We start from the raw sequence: 23,429 nt of genomic DNA, 5'->3' as shown, positions 1-23,429 counted from the left end.
AAGTGTTTTCGGCTTTTCAAGAGGCCGTCACGGCGGGCATAGATAGGGCTCGCGCACAAAGGCGGCGGAACCCGTTTGCCGACACGGAAGCCCGGAATGGCCGACGCCGAACTCTTCGCTCATCCCAATTATCCGGTGCCCGGCCATGGCAAGACCTGGGTCGCGCAAACGCGTGATCGCGCGCAACTGCGCTTCGCGAGCTGGCGCCCGACCGTCAAGCTCGTCCGAGGCACCGTGGTCCTCGTCCAAGGGCGGGCCGAATTCATCGAGCGCTACAGCGAGACCGTCGCCGAACTCCGCCGCCGCGGCTTCCATGTCATGGCCTTCGACTGGCGCGGGCAGGGCGGCTCGCAGCGCTTCGTCTCGCGCGAGCGCAAGGGCCATGTCGGCCGCCTGCGCCATTACGAGAACGATCTGGAGCTGGCGATGGCGCAGATGCGCGAGAAGCTGCCCGGCCCCCATTTTGCGCTGGCGCATTCGATGGGTGCGGCACTTTGCCTCGATGCCGCCCGCCACGGCGCCCTGCCCGTCTCCCGGCTGGTGGCGCTGGCGCCGATGCTGGGCCTCACCATCACCGAGAATCCGAAAGGGGCGAGCCGGCTGGCAAGCCTGCTGTTCTGGCTCGGCTTCGGCCGGGCCTTTGTCCCCGGCGGCGGCGACACCGCGATCGCGACCAAGCCCTTCGAAGGCAACCGGCTGACCGGCGACCCCGATCGCTATGCCCGCAACAGCGCGCTCTCGGCCGCCGCCCGCCATCTCAGCATCGGCGACCCGACCATCGCCTGGGTCCGCAACGCCTTCCGCCTGATGGCGCGGCTGAATGCGCCGCATGCGGCGCGCGAGGTCAAGGTGCCGACGCTGGTCATCGCCGCCGGCCGCGACCGGGTCGTCTCGACGCCGGCGATCGAGCGCTTCGCCGCCCGCCTCAAGACCGGCCAGGCGCTGATCCTGCCGACCGCGCGGCATGAGATTCTGATGGAAAGCGACGCGATCAGGGCGCAGTTCTGGGCCGCCTTCGACGCCTTCATCCCCGGCGAGGATGCCAGCCTGAACGCCGAGCAGCCCGTTTCAGCCGGCGAGCAGCGCGAGCGCGGCCTCATGCAGCGGCTTGCTGGCGGCGGCGATGACGCGCCCGCCGCCGGCGGCGCTGCCGCCATCCCATGAGGTGACGACGCCGCCGGCTCCCTCGATGATCGGGATCAGCGCGACGATGTCATAGGGTTTCAGCCCGCTCTCGATGACGAGATCGACATGGCCCGAAGCGAGCATGCAATAGGCGTAGCAGTCGCAACCATAGCGGGCGAGGCGCACCCGGCTCTCGACTCTGGCGTAAGCCGCCGCCTCCTCTCCCTTGAACAGCGCCGGCGTCGTGGTCATCAGCGTGGCGGCCGACAGCTCCGCCACCTGCCGCGTCCGCAGGGTCCTTCCCCCGCCCGGCCCCTCATAGCGGGCCTCGCGCCCGTCGCCGGAGAAGCGCTCGCCGGTGAAGGGCTGGTGCATCATGCCGTAGACCGGGGTGCCGGCGCGGGTCAGGCCGATCAGCGTGCCCCAAACCGGGATGCCGGAGATGAAGGCGCGGGTGCCGTCGATCGGGTCGAGCACCCAGACATATTCGGCGTCCGTATTCTCGTTACCGAACTCCTCGCCGAGCACGCCATGGGCCGGGAAGCTGCGCTGGATCAGATGGCGCATGATCGTCTCGCCGGCGCGGTCCGCCTCGGTGACGGGATCGAACACGCCCCCCGCCGACTTGTCCTCCAGCGCATGATGCGCCCGGAAGAATGGCAGGATCGCCTGGCCGGACTGCGTCGCGAGCTCCGAAACGAAGGCTCCGAAATCGACCGCGCTCATGAAAGCTCCCACGCTTGCGCGATGCGCCGCCGCGCCATCGCTGTCCGTCGTCATGCCTTCCTGATGAGCGGGCAGCCGCTGAAAGGCAAGGTGACCAAGCGGCACGAAGCTCCGCCCCGCGTTGCACGCATGCCACATGCGACGCTTCCTCGCTGCGAATTTTGGTCAGGCCACTTGCATTTTCGCACTGCACCGTCATATTGTGCACTGCGAAGGGGCGATGACCTCAAGCCTTCGTTGCCCTCCTTGGGCGTTTCCTCCCTAGACTTGGGCCGCCACGAAAGTGTGCGGCCCTTTTTTCTGGGTTGCCACGGCAGCATGAGCGGCGGCGCTGGCCGCCGGCGGCATGTCGGCAGAAGCCCCGGCTCCCCGCCTATTCCGCGGCCTGGCGGAACTCGTCGAGCCAGCCGCTCCAGCGCGCGAAGCAATCCGCCATGGCCGATGCGACCACCTGCTCCAGCGTCGCGAAGCCGGCATGCGGCAGCAGCGTCGCTTCGTCCATGTAGAGCGCCCGGTTGATCTCGATCTGCAGCGTGTGGACGCCCGAGCCCGGCGCGCCGTAGTGCTCGGTGATGAAGCCCCCCGCATAGGGCCGGTTGCGCGTCACGCTCAGACCGAGCCTGGTGAAGGCTGCCTCGGCGATGTCGGTGATGTAGGCCGCCGCGCTGGTTCCGAACCGATCGCCCAGGATGATGTCGGGCTTGACCGGCCCGTCGCGATCGAGCCCGCTCGACGGCATCGAATGGGCATCGACCAGGATGCAGGTCCCGAAGGAGCGCTGCGTCCGCTGCACGAGATCGCGCAGGCCCGCGTGATAGGGCCGGTAGAGCCCGTCGATCCGCCCCAGCGCCTCCTCCACCGGAATGCGTCCGAAATAGATCTCATGCGCGTCGCCGACGACGCGCGGGATCGTGCCGAGCCCGCCGGCGACCCGCATCGAGCGCGTATTGGCGAAAGGTGGCAGGCGACCGTCGAACATGCGCGGATCAAGCTCATAGGGCTCGCGGTTGACGTCGAGAAAAGCGCGCGGGAACTCGGCGACGAGCAGCGGCGCCCCCAGCGAGACGCTGCGCGCGAAGAGCCGGTCGACATAGGCGTCCTCGGAGCGGCGCAGCGAGCGCAGCGGCAGCCGCGCCCGATCGACGAAGGCGCGCGGATAGCGACGCCCGGCATGGGGCACGTCGACCACCACCGGCACGATGTGGAGCGCCGGCTGGTACAGCGTGAAGGGCCGCTCGATCTCGGCGACGACGTCCTCGGGACCGGGCGGAAAGGGGGTGGGCAGCGCGCTCATGCCACTGAACAGAAGCACACAAAACGGCGAGGTAGAAGGGCCACGCACGCAACGCCGCCACCGGCTGCGGATTCACCCGTTGTTTACCATAGTGGTGCCTTATAGAACGGCAGGGTTCCAAGCACGGGGATGGGCCGATAACCCTGCCGGCGCTGAGCCCTGAGAATGGGCGCAGACGCCAGAGAACGGGACGAGGGTCGCCTGCCGCGCCCTCATCTGTGACGACAGGCCTTACGGGACGGACATATCAGGCCCATGACCAAGATACTTCTCGCCGAAGACGACAACGATATGCGCCGTTTCCTGGTCAAGGCCCTGCAGAATGCAGGCTATGACGTGGCATCCTTCGACAATGGGCTTTCGGCCTATAACCGCCTGCGCGAAGAGCCTTTCGAGCTGCTGCTGACCGACATCGTGATGCCGGAGATGGACGGCATCGAGCTGGCGCGACGCGCCACCGAACTCGATCCTGACATCAAGGTGATGTTCATCACAGGCTTCGCCGCCGTGGCACTGAACCCCGATTCGCAGACGCCCAAGGATGCGAAGGTGCTCTCCAAGCCCTTCCATCTGCGCGAGCTGGTGAACGAGGTCGAGAAACTGCTCGCGGCCTGAGGCTTTTCCACTGGCGTCTTTCGAGCGAGGATTTTCTCGCCAAGCGCCTTGCAAGCGATGAGGCGAGCAGCTATAGCCGCACACCTCGCAACATGGTCAGCCCGAAACGGCGCCGCCATGTTCCGGCCGCCGCGACGTTCACCCCGACGCGGCAGACGGGCGCGTAGCTCAGCGGGAGAGCACTACGTTGACATCGTAGGGGTCACAGGTTCGATCCCTGTCGCGCCCACCATTTTCGAAGCCCCGGAGACTGCTGGCAAAAGCGGTTTCCGGGGCTTTCGTTTTTTGCCTCGCCGCCAGCAGGCGAAGAATCGACATCGGCGAGCCTATTCGAGAACCTCGTCGGCGCTGGCAAGGAGACTCGGCGGGACGGCGATGTCCAGCATCCTTGCCGCCTTGAGGTTGATGATCATCCGGAACTTGGTCGCGAGCTGGATCGGAAGATCACCCGCCCGCTCGCCCCGCACGATCCGGTCGACATAGCCCGCCGCCTGCCGGAAAAGCTCGGGTATGTCCGCGCCATAGAACATCAGGGCGCCCGACTCGACGAATGTCGGCCATTCCGAGATCACCGCGACCTTCAGCTCGGCGCAGTTGCGGATGATCGCGTCCTTGAGGCTGACCGTAAGGAAATCCGTGATCACGATCACGGCGTCGCCGCTACGGCCTTTCAACGCCCGCAGATGCTCGGCGACATCCCCTGGCGAGGCGGATCGCAGCCCGAGGCGCATCGTTTCGAAGCCCTGAGCCCGGGCGGTCGCCTCCGTCTGGCCGCCCCACTCGCGGAACACCGGATCGGCGACATTGTGCAGAATACCGAGCATGAAGGATCGCGGCAGGATCTCGCGCAGCGCCTCGATCCGCTTCGCCGACAGGGCTTCTCCGAAATATGAGAAGCCAGTCACGCTGCCTGCGGGCCTGGCGAGGCTCGCAAACAGGCCCTGATCATCGGGAACGGGCGGCAGGCCCAGCGCCACGATCGGAATCTGCGTGGCGCGATGAATAGCTCGGGCGGCCGCCGGTCCGGGCGCAACGAACACGTCGATTGGCCGACGCGCCATCTCGTCGATGAAGCGAGCGGCCTGTGACAGGTCGCCTGCAGCGTGGCGGCTCTCCAGCAGGATCGTCTGGCCTTCGACGTGCCCTCGCTCCGTCAGCCCCCGCCGGAGCGCCACGAGCAAGGGACGGTCGGCCGGTTCCGACGCAAGACCGAGAAAGCAAATGACGGGCACCCTGCCCCTGATCTGCGCCAGACTGCTCGGGATCGCCGGAAAACCGGCGAGAAGAGCAAGCACGTCCCGCCTCTTCATGCGACAACCCCGGTTAGGTCAGCCTGACGGTCACCCTACTCTCCTTGCGTCAGCTGTTCCACAGCAGGCGAATCGCTTCAGAGCGCCTCAGAAGCGACGCCAACGCCTATCCGCCAGCACCGCCATGGCCGCGTTGCGGCCGGGCGCCCCGGTGACGCCGCCGCCGGGATGGGCGCCCGACCCGCAGAGATAGAGCCCCGGCACCGGCATGCGGTAGTCGCCATGGCCGAGCACCGGCCGCGCCGAGAAGAGCTGGTCGAGCGTCAGGCGGCCATGGAAGATGTCGCCGCCGACGAGCCCGAATCGTGCTTCGAGGTCATCGGGCCCGAGTGCGAGCCGCCCGATGACCGAGGTCTTGAAGCCCGGCGCATATCGATCGACCGTCTCGATCATCAGATCGGCGACCCTCTCGCGGCAATCCTCCCAGGCGAGGCCGTTCGGCAGCACCGGCGCGACATGCTGGCAGAACAGGCTCGCGACATGCTGGCCGGGCGGCGCGAGCGTGTCGTCCAGCGTCGAGGGAATCAGCATCTCGACAATCGGCTCGCGCGACCAGCCTTCGAGCCGCGCCTGCGCGTGGGCGCGGTCCATGTAGCCGAGGCCGGGCGCGATGATAATGCCGGCGGTGAGATGGTCGCCCGCCTCGGCCAGGCTGGAAAAGCGCGGCAGCTCGGAGAGCGCGACATTCATCCGGAAGGTACCGGAGCCCGAGGCATAGCGGCCGATGCGCTCGGAAAAGTCCGCCGGCACCATCGCTGGATCGACCTTGGAAAAGAGCAGGCGCGGATGCAGGTTCGAGACCACCGCCCGCGCCCGGACGACGTCGCCCGCCTCCGTCACCGCACCGACTGCCCTGCCCCGCTCCGTCAGCACCTCCGCCACCGGCGAATCGAGCCTGATCGTGACGCCGGTCTCGGCGCAGGCCTTCGCCATCGCCTGTGTGATCGCCCCCATGCCGCCGATGGCGTGGCCCCAGGCGCCCTTGCGGCCGTTCACCTCGCCGAAGACATGATGCAGCAGCACATAGGCCGAGCCCGGCGTATAGGGGCTGGCATAGTTGCCGACGACGGAATCGAAGCCGAGCAGCGCCTTGATCGGCTCGCTCTCGAACCAGCCGTCGAGCCAGTCGCCGGCCGATTTCGTGAAAAGGTCCATCACATCGCGCCGGGCGGTGGTGTCGAGCCCGCCGAGGCGGCGCCCCAGCCGGCCGGCCTCGATCAGTTCCGGCAGCGCCGCGCGCCAGCCGGCCTCCGTCACATTGGGCGGCGCCCGCAGCACCAGGTCGCGCAGCACGGAGGCTACCGTCTCCAGGCGATCCTCGTAAGCCGAGAGCCGCCCGGCATCGGAGACAGAGAATTTGGCGACCTCCGCAGCGGTGCGCCCATTGCCGGCGGCGAGGTAGCGCCCATCCGGCAGCGGCAGGAAATTCGCCATGCGGCGCTCGACGATGCGCAGACCATGGCGCGCCAGTTCCATCTCCGCGATGATCTCCGGCCGCAGCAGGCTCACCGTGTAGCTCGCCGTCGAGTTCCGGAAACCGGGATGGAATTCCTCCGTCACCGCTGCGCCGCCGACGACATGGCGACGCTCCAGAACGGTGACCTTCAGCCCGGCGCGGGCGAGATGGAAGGCGCAGACCAGCCCATTATGGCCGGCCCCGAGGATGACGATGTCCGTTTCGCTGGTCGCCATGATCTGCCCGCCCCGAATCGCCGCACTGTGCTTGCCGGTGCGCGACGCGGCAATGGCGCGGGCGATGTCAGGCATCGGCAATAACTATTTGCCCGCTTCCCCGGCAGCGCCCGATAGTCGCCGCCTCTTCCCCTCACCGCCGCACCGAAGACGAAACCCATGCAACAGCCAACCGCACCCCGCATCGACATGGACCGCTTCTGGGCGACGATCGAACGCTCGGCGGAGATCGGCCCCGGCCGGCCGGGCGGGCTGTCGCGGCTCGCGGCATCGGACGCGGACAAGGAAGTCCGCGACCAGTTCGTCGCCTGGTGCCGGCAGGCCGGGCTCACGATCCGCATCGACGGCATGGGCAACATCTTCGCCCGCCGCGCCGGCACGGATGACAGCCTGGCGCCGGTGGTGATGGGCAGCCATCTCGACACCCAGTTCAACGGTGGGCGTTTCGACGGCGTGCTCGGCGTGCTCGGCGGGCTCGAGGTCTGCCGCGCGCTCGATACGGTCGGCCATCGCACCCGCCGGCCGATCGAGCTGGTCAACTGGACCAATGAGGAAGGCGCGCGCTTCTCGCCTCCGATGGTCGGCTCCGGCGCCTTCACCGGCGCCTATGCGCTCGACTGGGCGCAGGGGCGCCGCGACGAGGACGGCAAGTCGATCGGCGAGGAACTCGCCCGCATCGGCTATCTCGGCGAGATGGAGGACAAGCCCCACGCCTTCGACGCCTATTTCGAACTGCATATCGAGCAGGGCCCAATCCTCGACCGCGAGGGCATGCAGGTCGGAATCGTCACCGGCGGCTTTCCCTCGACGGGGATGCTGATCGAGTTCAAGGGCGAGACCGCCCATACCGGTCCCTGGCCGATGGAGCGGCGCAAGAACGCGCTGATCGCCGGCGCGCGCTTCCTCGTCGCGGTCGACGATCTCGGCTGGACCCATGCCGGCACCGGCGGCAAGGCGACCGCCGCGCGCCTCGTTGCCTGGCCCAACAAGCCCGGCATCCTCTCCGACTGGGCGCAGGCCGTCGGCGATGTCCGCCATCCCGATCCGACGACCTCGGCCGTCATGGCGGAGGCGATGCGCCGTGCCGCCTTCGAGGCCGCCGCCAAGACCGATTGCGGCGTCGAAATCCTCGATGTCTGGCAATGGGGCGGGCGCATCTTCGCGCCCGAACTGATCGAACAGGTCCGCGCGACCGCGACCGCGCGCGGCTACCGCCACATGGACATCCTCAGCCAGGCCGGGCACGACGCCTATTTCGTCGCCCGCCACGCGCCGACGACGATGATCTTCACCCCCTGCAGAGGCGGCGTCACCCACAACAACGGCGAGCTCTGCACGCGCGAGGACCTGGAACCCGGCCTCGACGTGCTGCTGCAGTCGGTGCTCGCCAGAGCCGATCGACAGGACTAGACTGGAGACGCCGGCCAAGATGGACGAGGGCGCGGCGACGTTGCCGGGAGCCGCCCGGCGCGGAGTGTCCCGGTTGCCAATTATTTAGCGGTTCGCCCCGATGACGGCGCGCTCCGCATGCGCTAGATTGCGCGTTCCCGGTCACTCATCCTTGAAGCTCCATGTTCGATCGTCGCAAGCCTCCTGCCGCTCAGCCCTTCGTCACGCACGAAAATATCGAAGCCAAGGTCAAATGGTTTGACCCCGAGAAGGGGTTCGGTTTCGCATCGCCCGCCGATGGTTCGGGCGATGTCTTCCTCCACATTTCCGCGATCGGCCCGCTCGATCAGCAGGACCTCCAGCCGGGCGCGACCATCATCGCCGACCTCGGCGAGGGACGCCGCGGCCTCCAGGTCGTCGCCGTCCACGAGATCGACGCCTCGACCGCGACGCCTGCCGCTCCACGCGCGCCCCGCGCTCCCCGCGATGATTTCGGCGGCGGTTATAATGATCGCGGCGACCGCGGTGGCTACGGCGGCGGTGATCGCGGTGGCTACGGCGGCGGCTATTCGGACCGTGGCGATCGCGGCGGCTACGGTGGCGGTGGCGGCTACTCCGACCGCGGCGACCGTGGCGGCTTCGGCAGCCGCGACAGCGGCCCGATGGAAGGCCCCTTCGACGGCGCCGTGAAGTTCTTCAATTCGGAGCGCGGCTTCGGCTTCATCGCTCCGGATCAGGGCGGGCCGGATGTGTTCTTGCACGTCTCCTCGCTCAGCCGCAGCGGCCTGCAGCCGCCGATGGACGGGCAGCGCGTGCGCTTCTCGATCCGCGCCGGCAAGAAGGGTCCGGAAGCAGCCAACGTCAGCTTCATCTGAAGCAGCCGCCCCGACAGACGATCACGCCCGCCGGCTCACGCCGGCGGGTTTTTCTTTGCGCGGCGCAGCCGAGACGCGCGACGCGAAAGCAGCGCCGAGCGAACATCCAGCGACGGCGCCCGGGTTCCAAACGCCGGGTGCCAGCGAACGCCTTCATCGGAGAATCCACCTGCCGCAGCCCTGAGGCGAACACAGTTAAAGTAAAGCAGCGACAGCGCTTTCATTCGCGAGCGGAAGAATGAAATACTTCAACAAATCGAATCAGAAACAATTTCCGCATCATATGATTAGTTTGAAAATCTGAAAACATTCTGGACACAAATTGAAATACGACCGCCTTCTTGCGAACATCGTCACTTTCCTAATATTGCATATCTTCAAATGCACGAGCTCTCCAGATGACGCTTACGCGTTCGATTTCAGAATTCCAGCTTATCCGTCTACGCCTCATCATCCTGGCTTCGGTCGTCGCTCTGACGACATCCGAGCCGGCATTCGCCCAAACCGTTGCCGTGCGGGGCAACAAGGCCGTCGACGCCGAAACCATCCGCCAATTGATCGAGCCGGCAGAGGCGCTGGCGCCCGACCAGATACGCGAAAAGCTCATCGCAACCGGGCTGTTCAGCGCTGTCGCCGTGACCCGAGAGGGCACGAAGACCATTGTCACCGTCACGGAGCAAAGCAGGATCAACCGCGTCGCCTTCGAGGGTAGTCGCCGCCTGAAAAGCGAGGTGCTGGTCCAGCAGGTCCAGTCGAAGGCTGGCGGCCCGTTGAGCCAGGCGCTGATCGACGCCGACGTCGCGCGCCTGAAGGAAGTCTATCGCCGCGCCGGCTATGGCCTGTCCTCCGTCAGCGGCCGCATCGCGCCCTTGCCGAACGGTCGTTCGGACGTGGTCTTCACGATCAACGAGAGCGGCAAGACCGGCATCAAGTCGATCAACTTCGGGGGGAACCAGGTCTATTCCGATGGCCGCCTGCGCGGCCTGATGAGCTCGACCGAGTCGAATTTCCTGAGCTGGATCAAGACCTCTGACGTCTATGATCCCGACCGGATCACCGCCGACCTCGAGCTCATCCGCCGCTTCTATCTGAAGAACGGCTATGCCGACTTCCAGATCCTCGGCAACACGGCCCGCTTCGACGAGGCGGCCGGCGGCTGGGTCATCGATGTGACCGTCTCGGAGGGTGCGCAGTACAAGGTCGGCAGCGTCTCGGTCGATTCCTCGGTCCCGCAGGTCGACGGAGCGACTATCAATCGCGTCCTCGCGACATCGTCCGGGGACGTCTATGACAGCGAAGCCGTCGAGAAGTCCCTGGTCGCCATCACCACCGAGCTGTCGAAAAGCGGACACCCCTTCGCACAGGTTCGCCCACGCGGCGACCGCGACGCCTCGGGCAAGGTGATCGGCATCACCTACATCATCGACGAGGGCCCGCGGGTCTATGTCGAGCGCGTCAATGTGCGTGGCAACACCCGCACCCGCGACTATGTCGTGCGCCGCGAGCTCGATCTCGGGGAAGGTGATGCCTACAACAAGGTCATGATCGACCGCGCCGAGCGTCGCCTGAACAATCTCGGCTTCTTCAGCAAGGTCAGGATCACCAACGAACCGGGCCCCACCCCCGATCGCGTCGTGCTGAACATCGATGTCGAGGACAAGCCGACCGGTTCGTTCTCGATCGCCGGCGGCTACTCGACCTCGGACGGCATCATCGGCGAGGTTTCGCTGTCGGAATCGAACTTCCTCGGCCGCGGTCAGTACGTGCGCATTGCGGGCACGCTGGGGGAAAGAACCAAAGGTGTCGATTTTTCGTTCACGGAGCCGTACTTCCTCGGTCACCGCGTGGCAGCCGGCATCGACCTCTTCTCAAAATACAACGACTATTACAGCACGAACCGCTACGAAAGCCGCGTCACCGGCGGACAGCTACGCTTCACCATTCCGATCACCGAAGAGTTCTCGATCACCCCGCGCTATTCCCTCTACACGACGCAGATCAAGGTCCCGAATACCAGCAGCTATCCCTATAACGACTGCACGAACGCGCTGACCGGAGTCACGCCCGGTACCGACGGCGCCACTGCGGAAAGCTCGACCTACAACTGCCTCACCAATGGCGAGGCTTCCGTCGCGATCAAGGAAGCGCAGGGCAGCTCCCTGACCTCCCTGATCGGCCTCAACCTCAACTACAACGCGCTCGATAGCCGGCAAAATCCGCGGAACGGCTTCATCGCCGAACTGAAGCCGGAATATGCCGGCCTGGGCGGCGATTCGAAGTTCCTGCGGGTTGCGGCCGATGCCCGCTACTACCGCGAACTGTTCGATGACGTCGTAGGCTTCGTCAGGCTGCAAGGTGGCCATGTTCAGGCGACCAGCGGCAATCTGCGCATGATCGATCACTACGCGCTCGGCCCCTCGCTCGTCCGCGGCTTCGCCTCGAGCGGCATAGGGCCGCGCGACGTGCTGACCGGCACGGCGCTGGGCGGCACGACCTATTTCGGCGGCTCGCTCGAGGTTCAGTTCCCGATTTGGGGGCTCCCGCGCGACCTCGGCCTGCGCGGCGCGGTCTTCGCCGATGCCGGCACGCTGTTCAACTACGACGGCGGTTCGAGCACGATCACCAGCGCCAGCTATACCGGCTGCCCGACCGGCTCACAGGCCCGCCAGTTCAACGTCTCGACGAGTTCCAGCTATCAGTCGAATGTCGCCTGCGTGCGCGACAAGAACGTCGTCCGCTCCTCTGTTGGCGTCAGCCTCCTCTGGCAATCGCCACTCGGCCCGATCCGCTTCGATTACGCCTATGCGCTGTCGAAGGACGATGGCTGGAGAGATCCGGCGACGGGGATCAAATATGGCGGTGACAAGCTCCAGGCGTTTCGCTTTTCTGGGGGCACACAGTTCTGACGCACCGCCGGAGCGCCGTGAAGGCCTCGTGGTCTTGAACGTCGCCGACTACGCCGTCCGATCACATGCTCCCTCAGACCCGCTCCAGCGCCCGGTGCGGCAAGGCCGGCAGCGTCACAGCAATCGCATCACCCGGCTGGACCGCCCCGCCCTCCAGCACGATGCCCATGATCCCGGCCTTGCGGACGATCTTCCCCTGCGCGTCGCGCCCGAGCACGGCCTTGAGCGAACGTCGGATCGAACGTCCGATATCGATCATGTCTCGCCCTCTAGCACCCGCTCTGATCCATTCGCAGTTTCCATCGAACCGGCAGTAGACCCGACTATTAGTTGTTAGACTCTCATCTAAGCCGGCTTAGTGTGACGGCCGGCTCCTGGTGAACATAGGCTGCCGGGACCGTCGCCTGAAACAGCTTGGCCGCCCATATAATCGCGCTTCGCGAGGAAGGGCCCGCAGTGGGGGCATAACGATGGCATCCGATCAGCGCGATGGCCTTGAGTTTAGATCCGACACGAATACTACAACATCATTCGAAAAGAACATTAAAAGGCGAGCATTGCTCAGATTTATCCTAGCGAGCGCTGGTGCTTTGTCTGTTTTATTTTTTTCGACGTACGATTCTAACGCGCAAGAAGTCAAAGGCGCAGGGTCAACATTTGCTTACCCAATTATCTATAATTGGGCGCAAATCTGGATGAAAGATGGTCAAGCGAATGACAGGAAATTCGATTATCAGCCTGTCGGATCGAGCGCAGGAATTCTGCGAATCAAGCAGAAAACGGTGGACTTTGGCGCATCCGACATGCCGCTCAAGCCTGAAGAACTGGAAAAGTCCGGCTTGGTCCAGTTTCCTATAGTGATCGGTGGTGTCGTCCCTGTCGTGAATATCGACGGAGTTGCTCCCGGTGCGCTCAAGCTCACGGGAGAGATTTTGGCGGACATCTATCTGGGCAAAATCGAACGCTGGAATGATCCGGCTATTAAAGCGTTGAACCTCGACCTCAAGCTTCCCAATAAACCGATAGGTGTGATTCACCGAACTGATGGCTCCGGATCAACATTTACATGGGCCAGCTTCCTTGCTTCGTCGAGTCCGGAATGGAAGGAGAAGGTGGGGGTCGGCACGTCAATAAGATGGCCGACCGGAACGGGCTTCAAGGGCAACGACGGAGTTCAGATCGCAATCAAGAATGCAAAGAATTCGATCGCCTACATCGAATACAGCTATGTCATGCGAGAAAAGCTTGCATACGCATTGGTTCGCAATCGTGCGGGCAATTTTGTGAAACCAGATCCGGCCACATTTCAAGCGGCCGCGGCGCGCGCAGATTGGCGGCGCACGACGGATTTCTATCTACTCCTGACAGAGATTTCCGGGGAGGATGTCTATCCCCTTGCCGCTTCGACGTTCATCCTCATGCCGAAACGCGCGCTCTCTCCGGAGGGGAGTCAAACGACGTTGAATTTCTTCAGATGGGCGCTGGAGAATGGAGCAAAAGAGGCTGCGCGGTTAGGCTATGTGCCAATACCCAATGATCTCGCAGTACAAATCAAGAAGTATTGGTCGGAGACCTTCAAGCCTGGCACTTGAACCTGGATTGCTTGAAGTGCCCTACACACCTTTCGAGGAGCCAACGGCTCCTCGGTGACAGCGACGGATTCTTGAACACGACCCGATCCGCCGCCGATGATGTTCGCGCCCTCAGACCCGCTCCAGCGCCCGGTGCGGCAAGGCCGGCAGCGTCACCTGGATGGCATCGCCCGGCGCGATCTCGCCGCCCTCCAGAACGATGCCCATGATCCCGGCCTTGCGGACAATCCGGCCCTGCGCATCACGGCCGAGCACGGCCTTGAGCAGCCCCGGCCTGAACGTATCGATCTGAGCGCAAGGGTTGCGCAGCCCGGTGATCTCGACGAGCGCATCGGCTCCCAGCCGCAAGCGCGCGCCGACCGGCAGCCCCAGCAGATCAAGCCCACGCGTCAGCACGTTCTCGCCCATCTGCCCGGGCGCGACGTCGAAGCCGGCGGCGTTCAGCTCGTCGAGCAGTTCGGCATGCAGCAGATGGACCTGACGCAGGTTAGGTTGCGTCGGATCGACCGCGACGCGCGAGCGATGCCTCACCGTCACGCCGCAATGCGCGTCGCCCTCGACGCCGAGCCCCTTCAGCAGGCGGATCGAACCTTGCACCGGCTTGCTGAAGCGGTGCCCCGGAGCCCCGCTCACCGTGATCACCGTCGCATTCATCTCCAGCTTCCTCGCCTATCGCCGCAGGCGGCTTCTGGCACGAACACGGCACGCTGGCGAGACGCCCATATGAAAAAGCCGGCCCTGCATGACGGAGCCGGCTTTGTTGATCCTGCCCTGACGGGCCGTGGACTCAATGGCCCTCGTCGAGCGAGCCCACATGCTTCTGGGTGTAGAGTTCGAGGCCGATGCGCGCGATCAGGTCAAGCTGCGTCTCCAGGAAGTCGATATGTCCTTCCTCATCCGCCATCAGGTCCTTGAAGAGCTGCTCGGACGGATAGTCACCGACTTCGCGCGAATAGCTGGCGGCTTCCTGATAGAGCGCGCGCGCCTCGATCTCGGCCTTGAGGTCGCATTCGATGACCTCCTTGACATTCTCGCCGATCCGCAGCGCGTCGAGCGTCTGCAGGTTCGGGAAGCCTTCGAGGAAGAGAATGCGGTCGACGAAGCGGTCGGCATGGACCATCTCCTCGATCGATTCCTTCTTCCAGGTCTTGGCCATCTCCTTCAGGCCCCAGTTGTCCAGCATGCGATAATGCAGCCAGTACTGGTTGATGGCCGTGAGCTCCGAGCGAAGCCCCTTGTTGAGATATTCGATGACCTTCTTGTCACCCTTCATGGCGTCGCTCCGAGCATTACATTAGAATGATCCTAATGTAGGGCGACGAATTCAAGAAGGGAAGCGAAAAGGCGCCTGGGCGCTGATAATTCGATCGCCGTCAGGCGGCGACGCGCTCGTTATCGGTGGCGAGCCCGTCCATCATGCGGCCAACGGAGACATGGACCGCGCATTCGATGTCGCGGCTGGCGCAGGAACCGCACTGCGTCATGCAGGCGGCGCGGGCCTCGGCCAGGATGGCGCGGACCTCACGCGCACAACGCCCGCAATCAGGGCTGCAACCCAGACAGTCATACGCCTCCCCGGCCGTACGCGGGCCGGAGCCGTCAGGGGCGATGGTACCCTTGATCTGGGAGCAGGACAGGACGTTGCAGGAACAGACGATCACGTCGGGATGACCCGTGTAAAATCAGGCGTGGTGGGAGGCCAGATGCGAGAGCGGCATCTTGGTTTCGATCTCCTGGCCATCGGCGCGGCGCAGGCGCACGATGACCTCGACCGAGGAGATCATCATGCCTTCCGGCGCCTCCGGCAGGCCGGCGACCTGGATCGTCGAGCCGGGGATGTCGACGACGGTCTCGTCGTCCTCGTTGTAGAAATGGTGATGCTCGGAGACGTTGGTGTCGAAGAACGTCTTCGGGCCGGAGACCGAGACCTGGCGCAGCAGGCCGGCTTCCGAGAACTGGCGCAGCGTGTTGTAGACGGTCGCCAGCGAAAGCGGCTCGCGGGCGCGCAGCGCCTCCTCATAGAGCATCTCGGCGCTGACATGGCGGTCGCCCTTGGCGAAGAGCAGCCAACCCAGCGCCATGCGCTGCCGCGTCGGTCGCAGGCCGGCGGTGCGCAGCCGCGCCTTCACAGCGCTGATCGGGCAGGAGGCAGGGCTCTTCTGCGGCCACGGAATATGATCCGCCATGGCCCGCTGCTGGTCCTGATCCTTCAGGGACGAAACGCTCATCGACAACGCCTTCCGCAATGCCGGGATGCCCGGCCCGTAGTTTAGAAAACGTCTAAACTACTGATATTGCTGTTATATTTGTCGCAATGGTCAGGCGATGTCAATCTTCGCGGGTGCGGCATCCGGTCATCCGCCCGTGCATGGGATGCACGAAGCCGTGATGGCAGGACCCGGCGGCGGGCCCCTCAGTGGCCTCCCCCACCCCCCGGTGCAGCGGCCGGCGGCTTGCGCATGAACAGCGCCAGCAGCACGAGGCTCCCGAAGATCAAGGTCAGAGCCAGGAACACGTCGCCGAAGGCCATGATCAGCGCCTGCTTGTGGGCGCGCTGGTTGATCAGCGCGAGCGCCATCTGCTCGGCCGCCTCGCCATAGTCGAGGAAGCGCTGCATCGTCTGCGCCAGAGCCTCCTCCGCCACCTGCCGGCCCGCAGTGACGCTCTCATGCAGCCGGGTGATGTGCAGGTCGGTGCGGCTGTTGAGCATGGTGTTGATCACCGCGAGCCCGACCGCGCCGCCCAGATTGCGCGTCAGGTTGTAGAGCCCGGACGCGTTCTTGAGCTGCGTCGGCGGCAAGGTGCCGAGCGCGAGATTATTGATCGGCACCATGCACAGCATCAGCGAGACGCCGCGCAGGATCTGCGGGATCAGGAGCTCGTGGAAATCCCAGTCCGCCGTGATTCCCGTCGCGATATAGGTCCCCAGCGCGAAGCCGGCAAAGCCGATCATCATCTGCACGCGCGGATCGATCTTCTGCGAGAGACGGCCGGCGATCGGCGCCGTCAGGAACATGCACAGGCCCGTGACGAACATGGTCTCGCCGATCTGCAGCGCGTCATAGCCGCGGATGCGCCCGAGATAGACCGGGTAGAGATAGGTGAGCCCGTAGAGGCCGATGCCCATGCAGAAGGAGAACAGCGAGCCGAAGGCGAAGTTGCGGTTGCTGAAGGCGTAGAGATCGACCAGCGGATCCTCGCGCGTCAGCGCGCGCCAGAAGAACAGCACCGCGCCGGCCAGCATGACGCCGGTGAAGAACACGATCTCGTGGCTCTCGAACCAGTCGAGCCGCGTCCCCTCCTCCAGCACATATTCGAGGCTGCCGAGGAAGCCGGCCATGCCGATCAGCCCGAGCCAGTCGAACCGCTTCAGCAGCCCCTTCTGCGGCTTGTCGAAATCGATCAGCATCCAGGCCGCAATGGTGACGCCGATGCCGGGCACGACATTGACCAGGAAGAGCCAGTGCCAGGAGAAGGCGCTGCTGAGATAGCCGCCGACGGTCGGCCCGATCGTCGGCGCAAGCGTGGCGACGAGGCCGATCAGCGGCGAGACGACCGGACGCTTCGACGGCGGGAAGATGGTGAAGGCCGCCGCGAAGACGCCGGGAATCATGCCCCCACCGATGAAGCCCTGTACCGCGCGCCACAGAATCATCTCGCTGATCGAGGACGACATCGCGCAGAGCACGCTGGAGATGGTGAAACCGGCGGCCGCGATGGTGAAGAAGACGCGGGTCGACAAAGCTCGGCTGAGATAGCCCGACAGCGGGATCATGATCACTTCCGCGATCAGATAGGCCGTCTGCACCCAGGCGATCTCGTCCGACGAGGCCGACAGCCCCGCCTGGATCTCGGCCAGCGAGGCCGAGACGATCTGGATGTCGAGGATCGCCATGAACATGCCGAAGATCATCGCCACGAAGGCGAAGATCCGGCGCATCGGAATGGCGTCGTCGGCCGGGGGAGCGCCGGCCGGACTGGTCAGGGTCGCGGTGGCCATGGTGGCATCTCGCTTCTCACCTCACACCGTCATTCCGGACAAGCCGCGCAGGCGGCGCCGCTCCGGAATCCATCGCAGAACACGGTCCCCTATGATGGATTCCGGGCCTCCGCTTCGCTGCGCCCGGAATGACGGCCTTGTTTCGTTTGGATCAGTTGTGTTTCAGCGCCGGCCTTCCGGCCGCGGATCGATGCTCACCACCACAGACATGCCCGGCCGCAGCACATGCTTGGCCGTGGCCTCCGGCGCCAGAGCGATGCGCACCGGCACGCGCTGGACGATCTTGGTGAAGTTGCCGGTGGCGTTGTCCGGCGGCAGCAGGGTGAAGACCGAGCCCGTGCCGCCGGCGATGCCGCTGACCTTGCCCTCGAAGACCTGCCCGGGCAAAGCATCGACGGTGATCGTCGCGCGGTCGCCGATCTTCAGCGGACCGACCTGCGTCTCCTTGAAGTTCGCGTCGACATAGACCTGGTCGAGCGGGACGATCGACATCAGCCGCTTGCCGGCGCTGACGAGGTCGCCGAGCTGGACATTGGTGTTGGCGACGAGCCCGTCGATCGGCGCATTCACCTTGGTGAAGCTCAGGTCGCGCTCGGCCTTCTGCTCGGCGACCTTGAGCTCGTCGGCCTGGCGCGCCGCCTCGACGCGCTGGGCCTTGAGCACCTCGACATTGGCCTGAGCGGCAGCGACGCCGGCCTGCGCGCTGACGAGCGACGCCCTGGCCTGGTCGCGCGCGGCGGTCGCCGCATCCAGCGTCGCCTGCGAACCATAGGATTTCGCCGCGAGGCTGTTGGCGCGCTCGAAATCGGCGACCGTGCGGGTCGCACCGGCCTGCGCCGAATTCTCCTGCGCCTGCGCCTGCTGCAGGCTGGCGCGGCCGGCCTCGATCTGGCTGTCGATGCGCGCGAGCGTCGCCGCCGCCGTCGCGCTCTTGGCCCGGGCGCTCTCCAGCGCGATGCGCCAGTCGCCGTCGTCGAGCGCCACCAGCGGCTGCCCGGCTTTGACCTGCTGGTTCTGGACGACCGAGACCGAGGCGATATTCGCCGAGAGTTTGGCCGAGATCGTCGCCATCTCGGCGCCAACATAAGCGTCGTCCGTCGAGACGATGAAGCGGCCATTGAACCACCAGTTACCGCCGAACCAGAGGCCGGCGCCGATCGCCGCCGTCCCGAGCAGCATCAGCCCCGCGCGGCGCAGCGTCTTGCCCTTGGGCGGGCTGGCGGGCGTTTCGGTCGTCGTGGGCGCACTCTCGGCCTCGCGCCGCGCCTCGGCGGGCGCCGGCACGGCCTCGGCGGCGGGTTCGACCAGTTGCAGCCGGTCGCGACGCTGGCGGGTGGTGGTCTCGGCAGACATGGCTTCGTCCTGAGGAAATCAATTCGAACCATCCGGTTCGATTGGGCTTGAAATAGCGCGGAGCTTCGCGCATATCAAGTCATATCGAACCGTTTGGTTCGATTATTTTCTAGCAGGCCTTCTGGCTGCCGGACGGGGACCATGGACGAGACTGCTGAGCCGACCGTTAAGAGCACCGCGCGCAATCGTCGTGTCGCGGGCATGGACCCCGACAAGCGCCGCCAGATCCTCGACGGCGCGCATGCGGTGTTCACGGCGCAGGGTTTCGATGCTGCCAGCATGAACGAGATCGCTGCCGCTGCCGGCGTCTCCAAGGGCACGCTCTATGTCTATTTCGCTGACAAGGAGCATCTGTTCGTCGCCTTGATCGAGCGCGAGCGCGAGGCGCAGAAGCAGGGCGTCTATGCCGCGCTGAGCGACCATCCCGATCTCCGCCATGCTCTCACCAGCTTCGGAGAGGGACTGGTGCGCCTGCTCTGCGGCGACTTCGCCATCAGCGCGCATCGCATCGTCATCGGCGTCGCCGAGCGGATGCCGGATCTCGGCCGCGAATTCTATGACCGGGGACCCAAGCAGGGCGCCCATCGCCTCGCGCAATACCTGGCCGGCAAGGTGGATGCAGGCGAGCTGTCGATCGACGATACCTATCTCGCAGCCGTCCAGTTCATCGATCTCTGCCAGTCGACGATGCTGAGGCCGCGCCTGTTCAACGCCCATCGTGAACCGCCATCGGAAGCCGAAATCCGGCGCGTCGTCGCCGCCGCGGTCGAGATGTTCATGGCGCGCTACGGAACCACCAAGCGCTGAGCCTTGCGATCAATCCGGCAGCTTCGCCCTGACCCGTTCGCGATGCGCGGTGTAGAGACCCGAGCCCGCGATGATGACGGCGCCGACCAGCGTCCAGAAATCCGGCAGGACCGCGAAGATGAAGAGGCCGAACAACGAAGCCCAGAGCAACTGGATATAGGAGAACGGCGCCAGCAGCGACGCATCGGCATGGCGATAGGCCAGGACGATCAGCCAATGCCCGACCGTCGACGCGACGCCGACGAACATGCCCATCAGCAGGACCGTCGGCGTCACCGGCGTCCACAGGAACGGCACCGCCAGGCTGGTCAGGACGAAGCCGAGCATCGCCGAATAGGTCAGCGTCGTCAGCGGGCTTTCGGTGCGGCTCATCATGCGCGTCATGATCATCGCGAAGGCCCATGCCAGGGCCGAGACCACGGCCAGCAGCGACGCGATCTGGAAGCCGGCCCCGCCGGGGCGCACCACGATGAGCACGCCAACGAAGCCGATCAGCGTCGCTGTCCAGCGGCGCCAGCCGATCGCCTCGCCGAGGATCGGGATTGACAGGGCCGTGACGAAGAGTGGCGCGACGAAGCCCGTCGCGGTCGCATCCGCGAGCGGCATGTATTTGAGCGCCATGACGAAGAGCACCGACGAGGCCAGCACACCGACTCCGCGCAGGAATTGCAGCATCGGCCGCTGCGTCGCGAGCCGCTCGAGCCCGCCGCGGCGCCAGACGATCGCAAGCATGATCGCCGTGAAGGTGCCGTAGCGCAGCCAGGTCACCTGCAGCGGCGCAATCTCGCGCGTCAGAAGCTTCGAGGCCATGTCCGACGAAGTCAGGAAGATGCTCGCCAGCAGCACCAGCCCGATGCCGCGGAATGGCGCGTCGCGGCGCGCGGGCGGCGTGGCCTCGCCCTTGGGCAGCGGCGGCGGTTCGGGATGCGGGGCGTTTGGCAAAACAAGGTCGCGTCGGAATGAGCCCTGACACTAGAGTGCTTTGCCCGGCGATGGTTGCGCAAAGAACGAACGCCCTGCATGCAGCACGCACCGGTACCCGGCACGCCGCGCATCCTCCGGAACGAAAAAGGCGGGCCGCGAGACCCGCCTCCGTCGGAACGCCTTGGCGCGATCCGCCTCAGGCCGCCTTCTGCCGCGGCTGGATCAGCTTGCGGTTGACCAGCACCTCGGCGATCTGCACCGCGTTCAGCGCCGCGCCCTTGCGCAGGTTGTCGGAGACGCACCAGAAGGCGAGGCCGTTCTCGACCGTGTTGTCCTCGCGGATGCGCGAGATGTAGGTCGCGTCCTCGCCGGCCGCCTCATGCGGGGTGATGTAGCCACCGGGCTCGTGCTTGTCGACGATGAGGATGCCGGGCGCCGCGCGCAGAACCTCGCGCGCCTCGTCGGCCGTGATCGGCTTCTCGCACTCGATGTTGACGCTCTCGGAATGGCCGATGAAGACCGGCACGCGCACGCAGGTCGCGGTCAGCTTGATCTTCGGGTCGAGGATCTTCTTGGTCTCGACCATCATCTTCCACTCTTCCTTGGTGAAGCCGTCCTCCATGAAGACGTCGATATGCGGGATGAGGTTGAAGGAGATCCGCTTGGGGAACTTCTTGGTCTCGACCTCACCGGCCGAGAACACGGCCCGCGTCTGGTTGAAGAGCTCGTCCATGCCCTCCTTGCCGGCGCCGGAGACCGACTGATAGGTCGAGACGACGACGCGCTTGACGCCGAACTTGTCATGCAGGGGCTTCAGCGCCACGACGAGCTGCGCGGTCGAGCAGTTCGGATTGGCGATGATGTTCATCTTGGTGAAGCCCGCGGCGGCGGCGGCGTTTACCTCCGGCACGATCAGCGGCACGTCCGGATGGGTGCGCCAGGCCGAGGAGTTGTCGATCACGACCGCGCCCTGCTTGCCGATCTTGGGCGACCATTCCTTCGAGATCTCGCCGCCGGCCGACATCAGGCAGATGTCGGTGTCGGAGAAGTCGAAATGCTCGAGCGACTTGCACTTCAGCGTCTTGTCGCCGAACGAAACCTCCGTGCCGATCGAACGCGAGGAGGCGAGCGCCACGACCTCGCTCACCGGGAAGGCCCGCTCGGCCAGGATGTCCAGCATTTCACGGCCCACATTGCCTGTGGCGCCGACGATCGCGACCTTGAAGCTCATGATCTTGTTCCTTTTGGATTAGCCGGTTTGGTCTCCCCCTGGGCGCCGGCCGCCATTTGCAAGGCGGGTTCGGCATATGCCCCCGCCGGGGGGGAGGGGCCCGGAACCGAGGCGAAGTTCAGCGCAGCGTCCCGGTGGTCCCGGTCGCCGGTTTGGTCGTGCGTTTCGTCGTGAGACGGACAGTCACAGGGCCAATCCCGAAAGGCTGAAAGCTTCGCGGTGTCATCCAGAGCGCGTCGCCCCGCATGCCACGACGATGTGAGAACACTGAAGGCGACGAAAAGTCAATCTGGCCTTGCACGGGGCCGCCTGCCCTGCGCCAGCCCCGGCTGCATTAACCCTGCCTGTTGACCCGCTGTTCACGCTGCGCCGCGAATCCCCGCGGCCGGTAACCGCCCGCTGACCAGCCCTCCGTCACGCTCGGCGCGGGTGAAGACGTCCGCGCTGCCCGGGGAGCACCGGACATGCGGGTTCGGGGTTGTGTCAGGTCATATCGCATCGCATCTGCTCGGCCGGTTCAGGCTGGCCTGGCCGGCCATCGAGGATGCCCGGTCATGGCTGGGCAACCTGTCGGCAGGCAACCTGTGGGCCAGGCTCGCGGCTATCGATGTCGCCGCCGCTCTGATCCGCTTCGCCGACCGCATCGAGATCGGCTTCGGATATCTCTGGCGCGGCATCATCGGCCTGCGCCATCTGCGTGCCCTGCTGCATGCTCCCGGCCTGCGTTTCGGCAGTGGGCTGGTCTGGCGCAGCATCGCCGCCGCAACCGGCATCGGGCTCACCACCGCGCTCGTCACTGCGCTGTCCTCCGGCGGTGAGCCGACGACCATCGCCAGTCTCACCGCGCCACCGATCCACGAAGCGCGCCCCGTCCGGGATGTCCGGCAGGAGCCGCGCCCGAGCCTTGGCGGCCGGGAGAGCTGGATTCCGATCACCAAGCCGATCCCGATGTTCGGGCTGGAATCGCCCGAGCTCGACCGCGCCTCCGCGACGCTCGAAGCCCGCCGCAGCCAGGACGGCTCGCAGCGCGAGGACGTGCTGAGCTTCGGCGCCTTCGCCGAACCGAAAGCCCATCTGCTGCTGCGCCTGAGCGCGGAGCATGGTCGCGCCGACCTGACCCAGCCCTTCATCATCGCGCTGGTGCGCGAGGCGGCGGCGCGCTCGATGTCGGTCCAGCGCAGCGGCATGCCGAGCGCGATCCAGACCCGCTTCGGCCCGGTCGAAACGGCGGATGCGACGCTGAACGACGGCGAAGCCAGTCGCCCCTGCATCGCCTTCCGGATGGATGCGGGCGCCCTGCCCCTGGCGTTGAGCGGCTGGTGGTGCGGGGGCGAGGGCAAGCCGGCCGACCGGCAGCAGCTCGTCTGCCTGATCGAGCGCATCGACCTGCTCAATGCCGGCGACGACCGCGCCCTGCGCGCCGCCTTCGCCCGCACGGAATTGAACCGGCAACCCGCCTGCGCCCCGCCGCGCCTTGCGGCCACCGGCCGCAAGGTCTCCTGGCTCGACGCCGATGGCACCGCTCCCGCCCTGCGCACCAAGAGCGCGACGGTCACGGCGACGGCGGCGCGCCGGCAGGACAAGCGCTGA

At 65.6% G+C, this 23,429-nt stretch carries 21 protein-coding genes and 1 tRNA gene; 9 read left to right on the top strand and 13 right to left on the bottom strand.

Annotated features, from left to right (window positions below; translation table 11 throughout):
* The first annotated feature begins 96 nt into the window (after positions 1 to 96).
* Positions 97 to 1,164 carry an alpha/beta fold hydrolase gene (locus AC1RMY_RS02110; protein WP_492862283.1) on the top strand — a complete coding sequence of 356 codons (1,068 nt, stop codon included), beginning with the start codon at positions 97 to 99 and terminating at the stop codon, positions 1,162 to 1,164.
* Here the strand turns inward: AC1RMY_RS02110 and hisN are convergent.
* Both hisN and AC1RMY_RS02100 read right to left on the bottom strand, forming a co-directional pair.
* The gene (hisN, locus tag AC1RMY_RS02105) at positions 1,069 to 1,851 is read right to left on the bottom strand and encodes a histidinol-phosphatase (RefSeq protein WP_492862282.1); all 783 of its coding nucleotides are present in this window, start codon (positions 1,849 to 1,851) and stop codon (positions 1,069 to 1,071) included. The two genes, AC1RMY_RS02110 and hisN, sit on opposite strands and share 96 nt — an antisense overlap.
* Before the next feature lie 373 nt (positions 1,852 to 2,224).
* Positions 2,225 to 3,145: an N-formylglutamate amidohydrolase gene (locus AC1RMY_RS02100; RefSeq protein ID WP_492862281.1), complete on the bottom strand. Its 921-nt coding sequence runs from the start codon at positions 3,143 to 3,145 to the stop codon at positions 2,225 to 2,227.
* Positions 3,146 to 3,400: 255 nt separating this feature from the next.
* Between AC1RMY_RS02100 and cpdR the strand changes: the two genes are divergently transcribed.
* Together cpdR and AC1RMY_RS02090 are read left to right on the top strand one after the other, a co-directional pair.
* Positions 3,401 to 3,760 (top strand): cell cycle two-component system response regulator CpdR, encoded by a 360-nt coding sequence (gene cpdR, locus AC1RMY_RS02095; protein WP_038363805.1) that lies wholly within the window; start codon positions 3,401 to 3,403, stop codon positions 3,758 to 3,760.
* A gap of 157 nt (positions 3,761 to 3,917) precedes the next feature.
* Positions 3,918 to 3,992 (top strand) — tRNA-Val (locus tag AC1RMY_RS02090).
* A 94-nt stretch (positions 3,993 to 4,086) separates the two neighbouring features.
* Here AC1RMY_RS02090 and AC1RMY_RS02085 read toward each other — a convergent pair.
* Together AC1RMY_RS02085 and AC1RMY_RS02080 are read right to left on the bottom strand one after the other, a co-directional pair.
* The gene (locus AC1RMY_RS02085; RefSeq protein ID WP_492862280.1) at positions 4,087 to 5,055 is read right to left on the bottom strand and encodes an ABC transporter substrate-binding protein; all 969 of its coding nucleotides are present in this window, start codon (positions 5,053 to 5,055) and stop codon (positions 4,087 to 4,089) included.
* 102 nt (positions 5,056 to 5,157) lie between these two features.
* Entirely contained in the window at positions 5,158 to 6,762 is a 1,605-nt protein-coding gene (locus AC1RMY_RS02080) for a phytoene desaturase family protein (RefSeq protein ID WP_492863543.1), read from the bottom strand.
* Between the two features lie 159 nt (positions 6,763 to 6,921).
* Between AC1RMY_RS02080 and AC1RMY_RS02075 the strand changes: the two genes are divergently transcribed.
* From AC1RMY_RS02075 to bamA, 3 genes are all read left to right on the top strand, one after another.
* Complete coding sequence (locus AC1RMY_RS02075) at positions 6,922 to 8,172, top strand: Zn-dependent hydrolase (RefSeq protein WP_492862279.1); 1,251 nt, start codon at positions 6,922 to 6,924, stop codon at positions 8,170 to 8,172.
* 161 nt (positions 8,173 to 8,333) lie between these two features.
* The gene (locus tag AC1RMY_RS02070) at positions 8,334 to 9,026 is read left to right on the top strand and encodes a cold-shock protein (protein ID WP_492862278.1); all 693 of its coding nucleotides are present in this window, start codon (positions 8,334 to 8,336) and stop codon (positions 9,024 to 9,026) included.
* Between the two features lie 398 nt (positions 9,027 to 9,424).
* Positions 9,425 to 11,932 (top strand): outer membrane protein assembly factor BamA, encoded by a 2,508-nt coding sequence (gene bamA, locus AC1RMY_RS02065; protein ID WP_492862277.1) that lies wholly within the window; start codon positions 9,425 to 9,427, stop codon positions 11,930 to 11,932.
* Positions 11,933 to 12,005: 73 nt separating this feature from the next.
* Here the strand turns inward: bamA and AC1RMY_RS02060 are convergent, their stop codons facing one another.
* Positions 12,006 to 12,191 carry a hypothetical protein gene (locus tag AC1RMY_RS02060; RefSeq protein WP_492862276.1) on the bottom strand — a complete coding sequence of 62 codons (186 nt, stop codon included), beginning with the start codon at positions 12,189 to 12,191 and terminating at the stop codon, positions 12,006 to 12,008.
* Between the two features lie 211 nt (positions 12,192 to 12,402).
* Between AC1RMY_RS02060 and pstS the strand changes: the two genes are divergently transcribed.
* A complete protein-coding gene (gene pstS / locus AC1RMY_RS02055; protein ID WP_492862275.1) occupies positions 12,403 to 13,524 on the top strand; it encodes a phosphate ABC transporter substrate-binding protein PstS in 1,122 nt (373 codons plus the stop codon).
* A 111-nt stretch (positions 13,525 to 13,635) separates the two neighbouring features.
* Here the strand turns inward: pstS and AC1RMY_RS02050 are convergent, their stop codons facing one another.
* From AC1RMY_RS02050 to AC1RMY_RS02025, 6 genes are all read right to left on the bottom strand, one after another.
* Positions 13,636 to 14,178, bottom strand: coding sequence for an MOSC domain-containing protein (locus tag AC1RMY_RS02050; RefSeq protein WP_492862274.1), 543 nt, complete (start codon positions 14,176 to 14,178; stop codon positions 13,636 to 13,638).
* Positions 14,179 to 14,311: 133 nt separating this feature from the next.
* The gene (gene bfr / locus AC1RMY_RS02045; protein WP_492862273.1) at positions 14,312 to 14,797 is read right to left on the bottom strand and encodes a bacterioferritin; all 486 of its coding nucleotides are present in this window, start codon (positions 14,795 to 14,797) and stop codon (positions 14,312 to 14,314) included.
* A gap of 100 nt (positions 14,798 to 14,897) precedes the next feature.
* The gene (locus AC1RMY_RS02040; RefSeq protein WP_492862272.1) at positions 14,898 to 15,185 is read right to left on the bottom strand and encodes a (2Fe-2S)-binding protein; all 288 of its coding nucleotides are present in this window, start codon (positions 15,183 to 15,185) and stop codon (positions 14,898 to 14,900) included.
* Between the two features lie 21 nt (positions 15,186 to 15,206).
* Positions 15,207 to 15,710 (bottom strand): iron response transcriptional regulator IrrA, encoded by a 504-nt coding sequence (irrA, locus tag AC1RMY_RS02035; RefSeq protein WP_492863542.1) that lies wholly within the window; start codon positions 15,708 to 15,710, stop codon positions 15,207 to 15,209.
* Between the two features lie 227 nt (positions 15,711 to 15,937).
* A complete protein-coding gene (locus AC1RMY_RS02030; protein WP_492862271.1) occupies positions 15,938 to 17,524 on the bottom strand; it encodes a DHA2 family efflux MFS transporter permease subunit in 1,587 nt (528 codons plus the stop codon).
* 162 nt (positions 17,525 to 17,686) lie between these two features.
* A complete protein-coding gene (locus AC1RMY_RS02025) occupies positions 17,687 to 18,877 on the bottom strand; it encodes an HlyD family secretion protein (protein ID WP_492862270.1) in 1,191 nt (396 codons plus the stop codon).
* A 141-nt stretch (positions 18,878 to 19,018) separates the two neighbouring features.
* Between AC1RMY_RS02025 and AC1RMY_RS02020 the strand changes: the two genes are divergently transcribed.
* Positions 19,019 to 19,684, top strand: coding sequence for a TetR/AcrR family transcriptional regulator (locus AC1RMY_RS02020; protein ID WP_492862269.1), 666 nt, complete (start codon positions 19,019 to 19,021; stop codon positions 19,682 to 19,684).
* 9 nt (positions 19,685 to 19,693) lie between these two features.
* Here AC1RMY_RS02020 and AC1RMY_RS02015 read toward each other — a convergent pair whose 3' ends face one another.
* Complete coding sequence (locus AC1RMY_RS02015; protein ID WP_492862268.1) at positions 19,694 to 20,626, bottom strand: DMT family transporter; 933 nt, start codon at positions 20,624 to 20,626, stop codon at positions 19,694 to 19,696.
* Positions 20,627 to 20,804: 178 nt separating this feature from the next.
* The gene (locus AC1RMY_RS02010; protein ID WP_492862267.1) at positions 20,805 to 21,839 is read right to left on the bottom strand and encodes an aspartate-semialdehyde dehydrogenase; all 1,035 of its coding nucleotides are present in this window, start codon (positions 21,837 to 21,839) and stop codon (positions 20,805 to 20,807) included.
* Between the two features lie 480 nt (positions 21,840 to 22,319).
* Between AC1RMY_RS02010 and AC1RMY_RS02005 the strand changes: the two genes are divergently transcribed.
* Positions 22,320 to 23,429 carry a hypothetical protein gene (locus AC1RMY_RS02005; RefSeq protein ID WP_492862266.1) on the top strand — a complete coding sequence of 370 codons (1,110 nt, stop codon included), beginning with the start codon at positions 22,320 to 22,322 and terminating at the stop codon, positions 23,427 to 23,429.

The organism is Allobosea sp. GW822-FHT03F07, assembly GCF_058801345.1.
The sequence above is the reverse complement of the archived record's forward strand: the minus strand, read 5'-3'. Positions and strand labels throughout refer to the sequence as shown.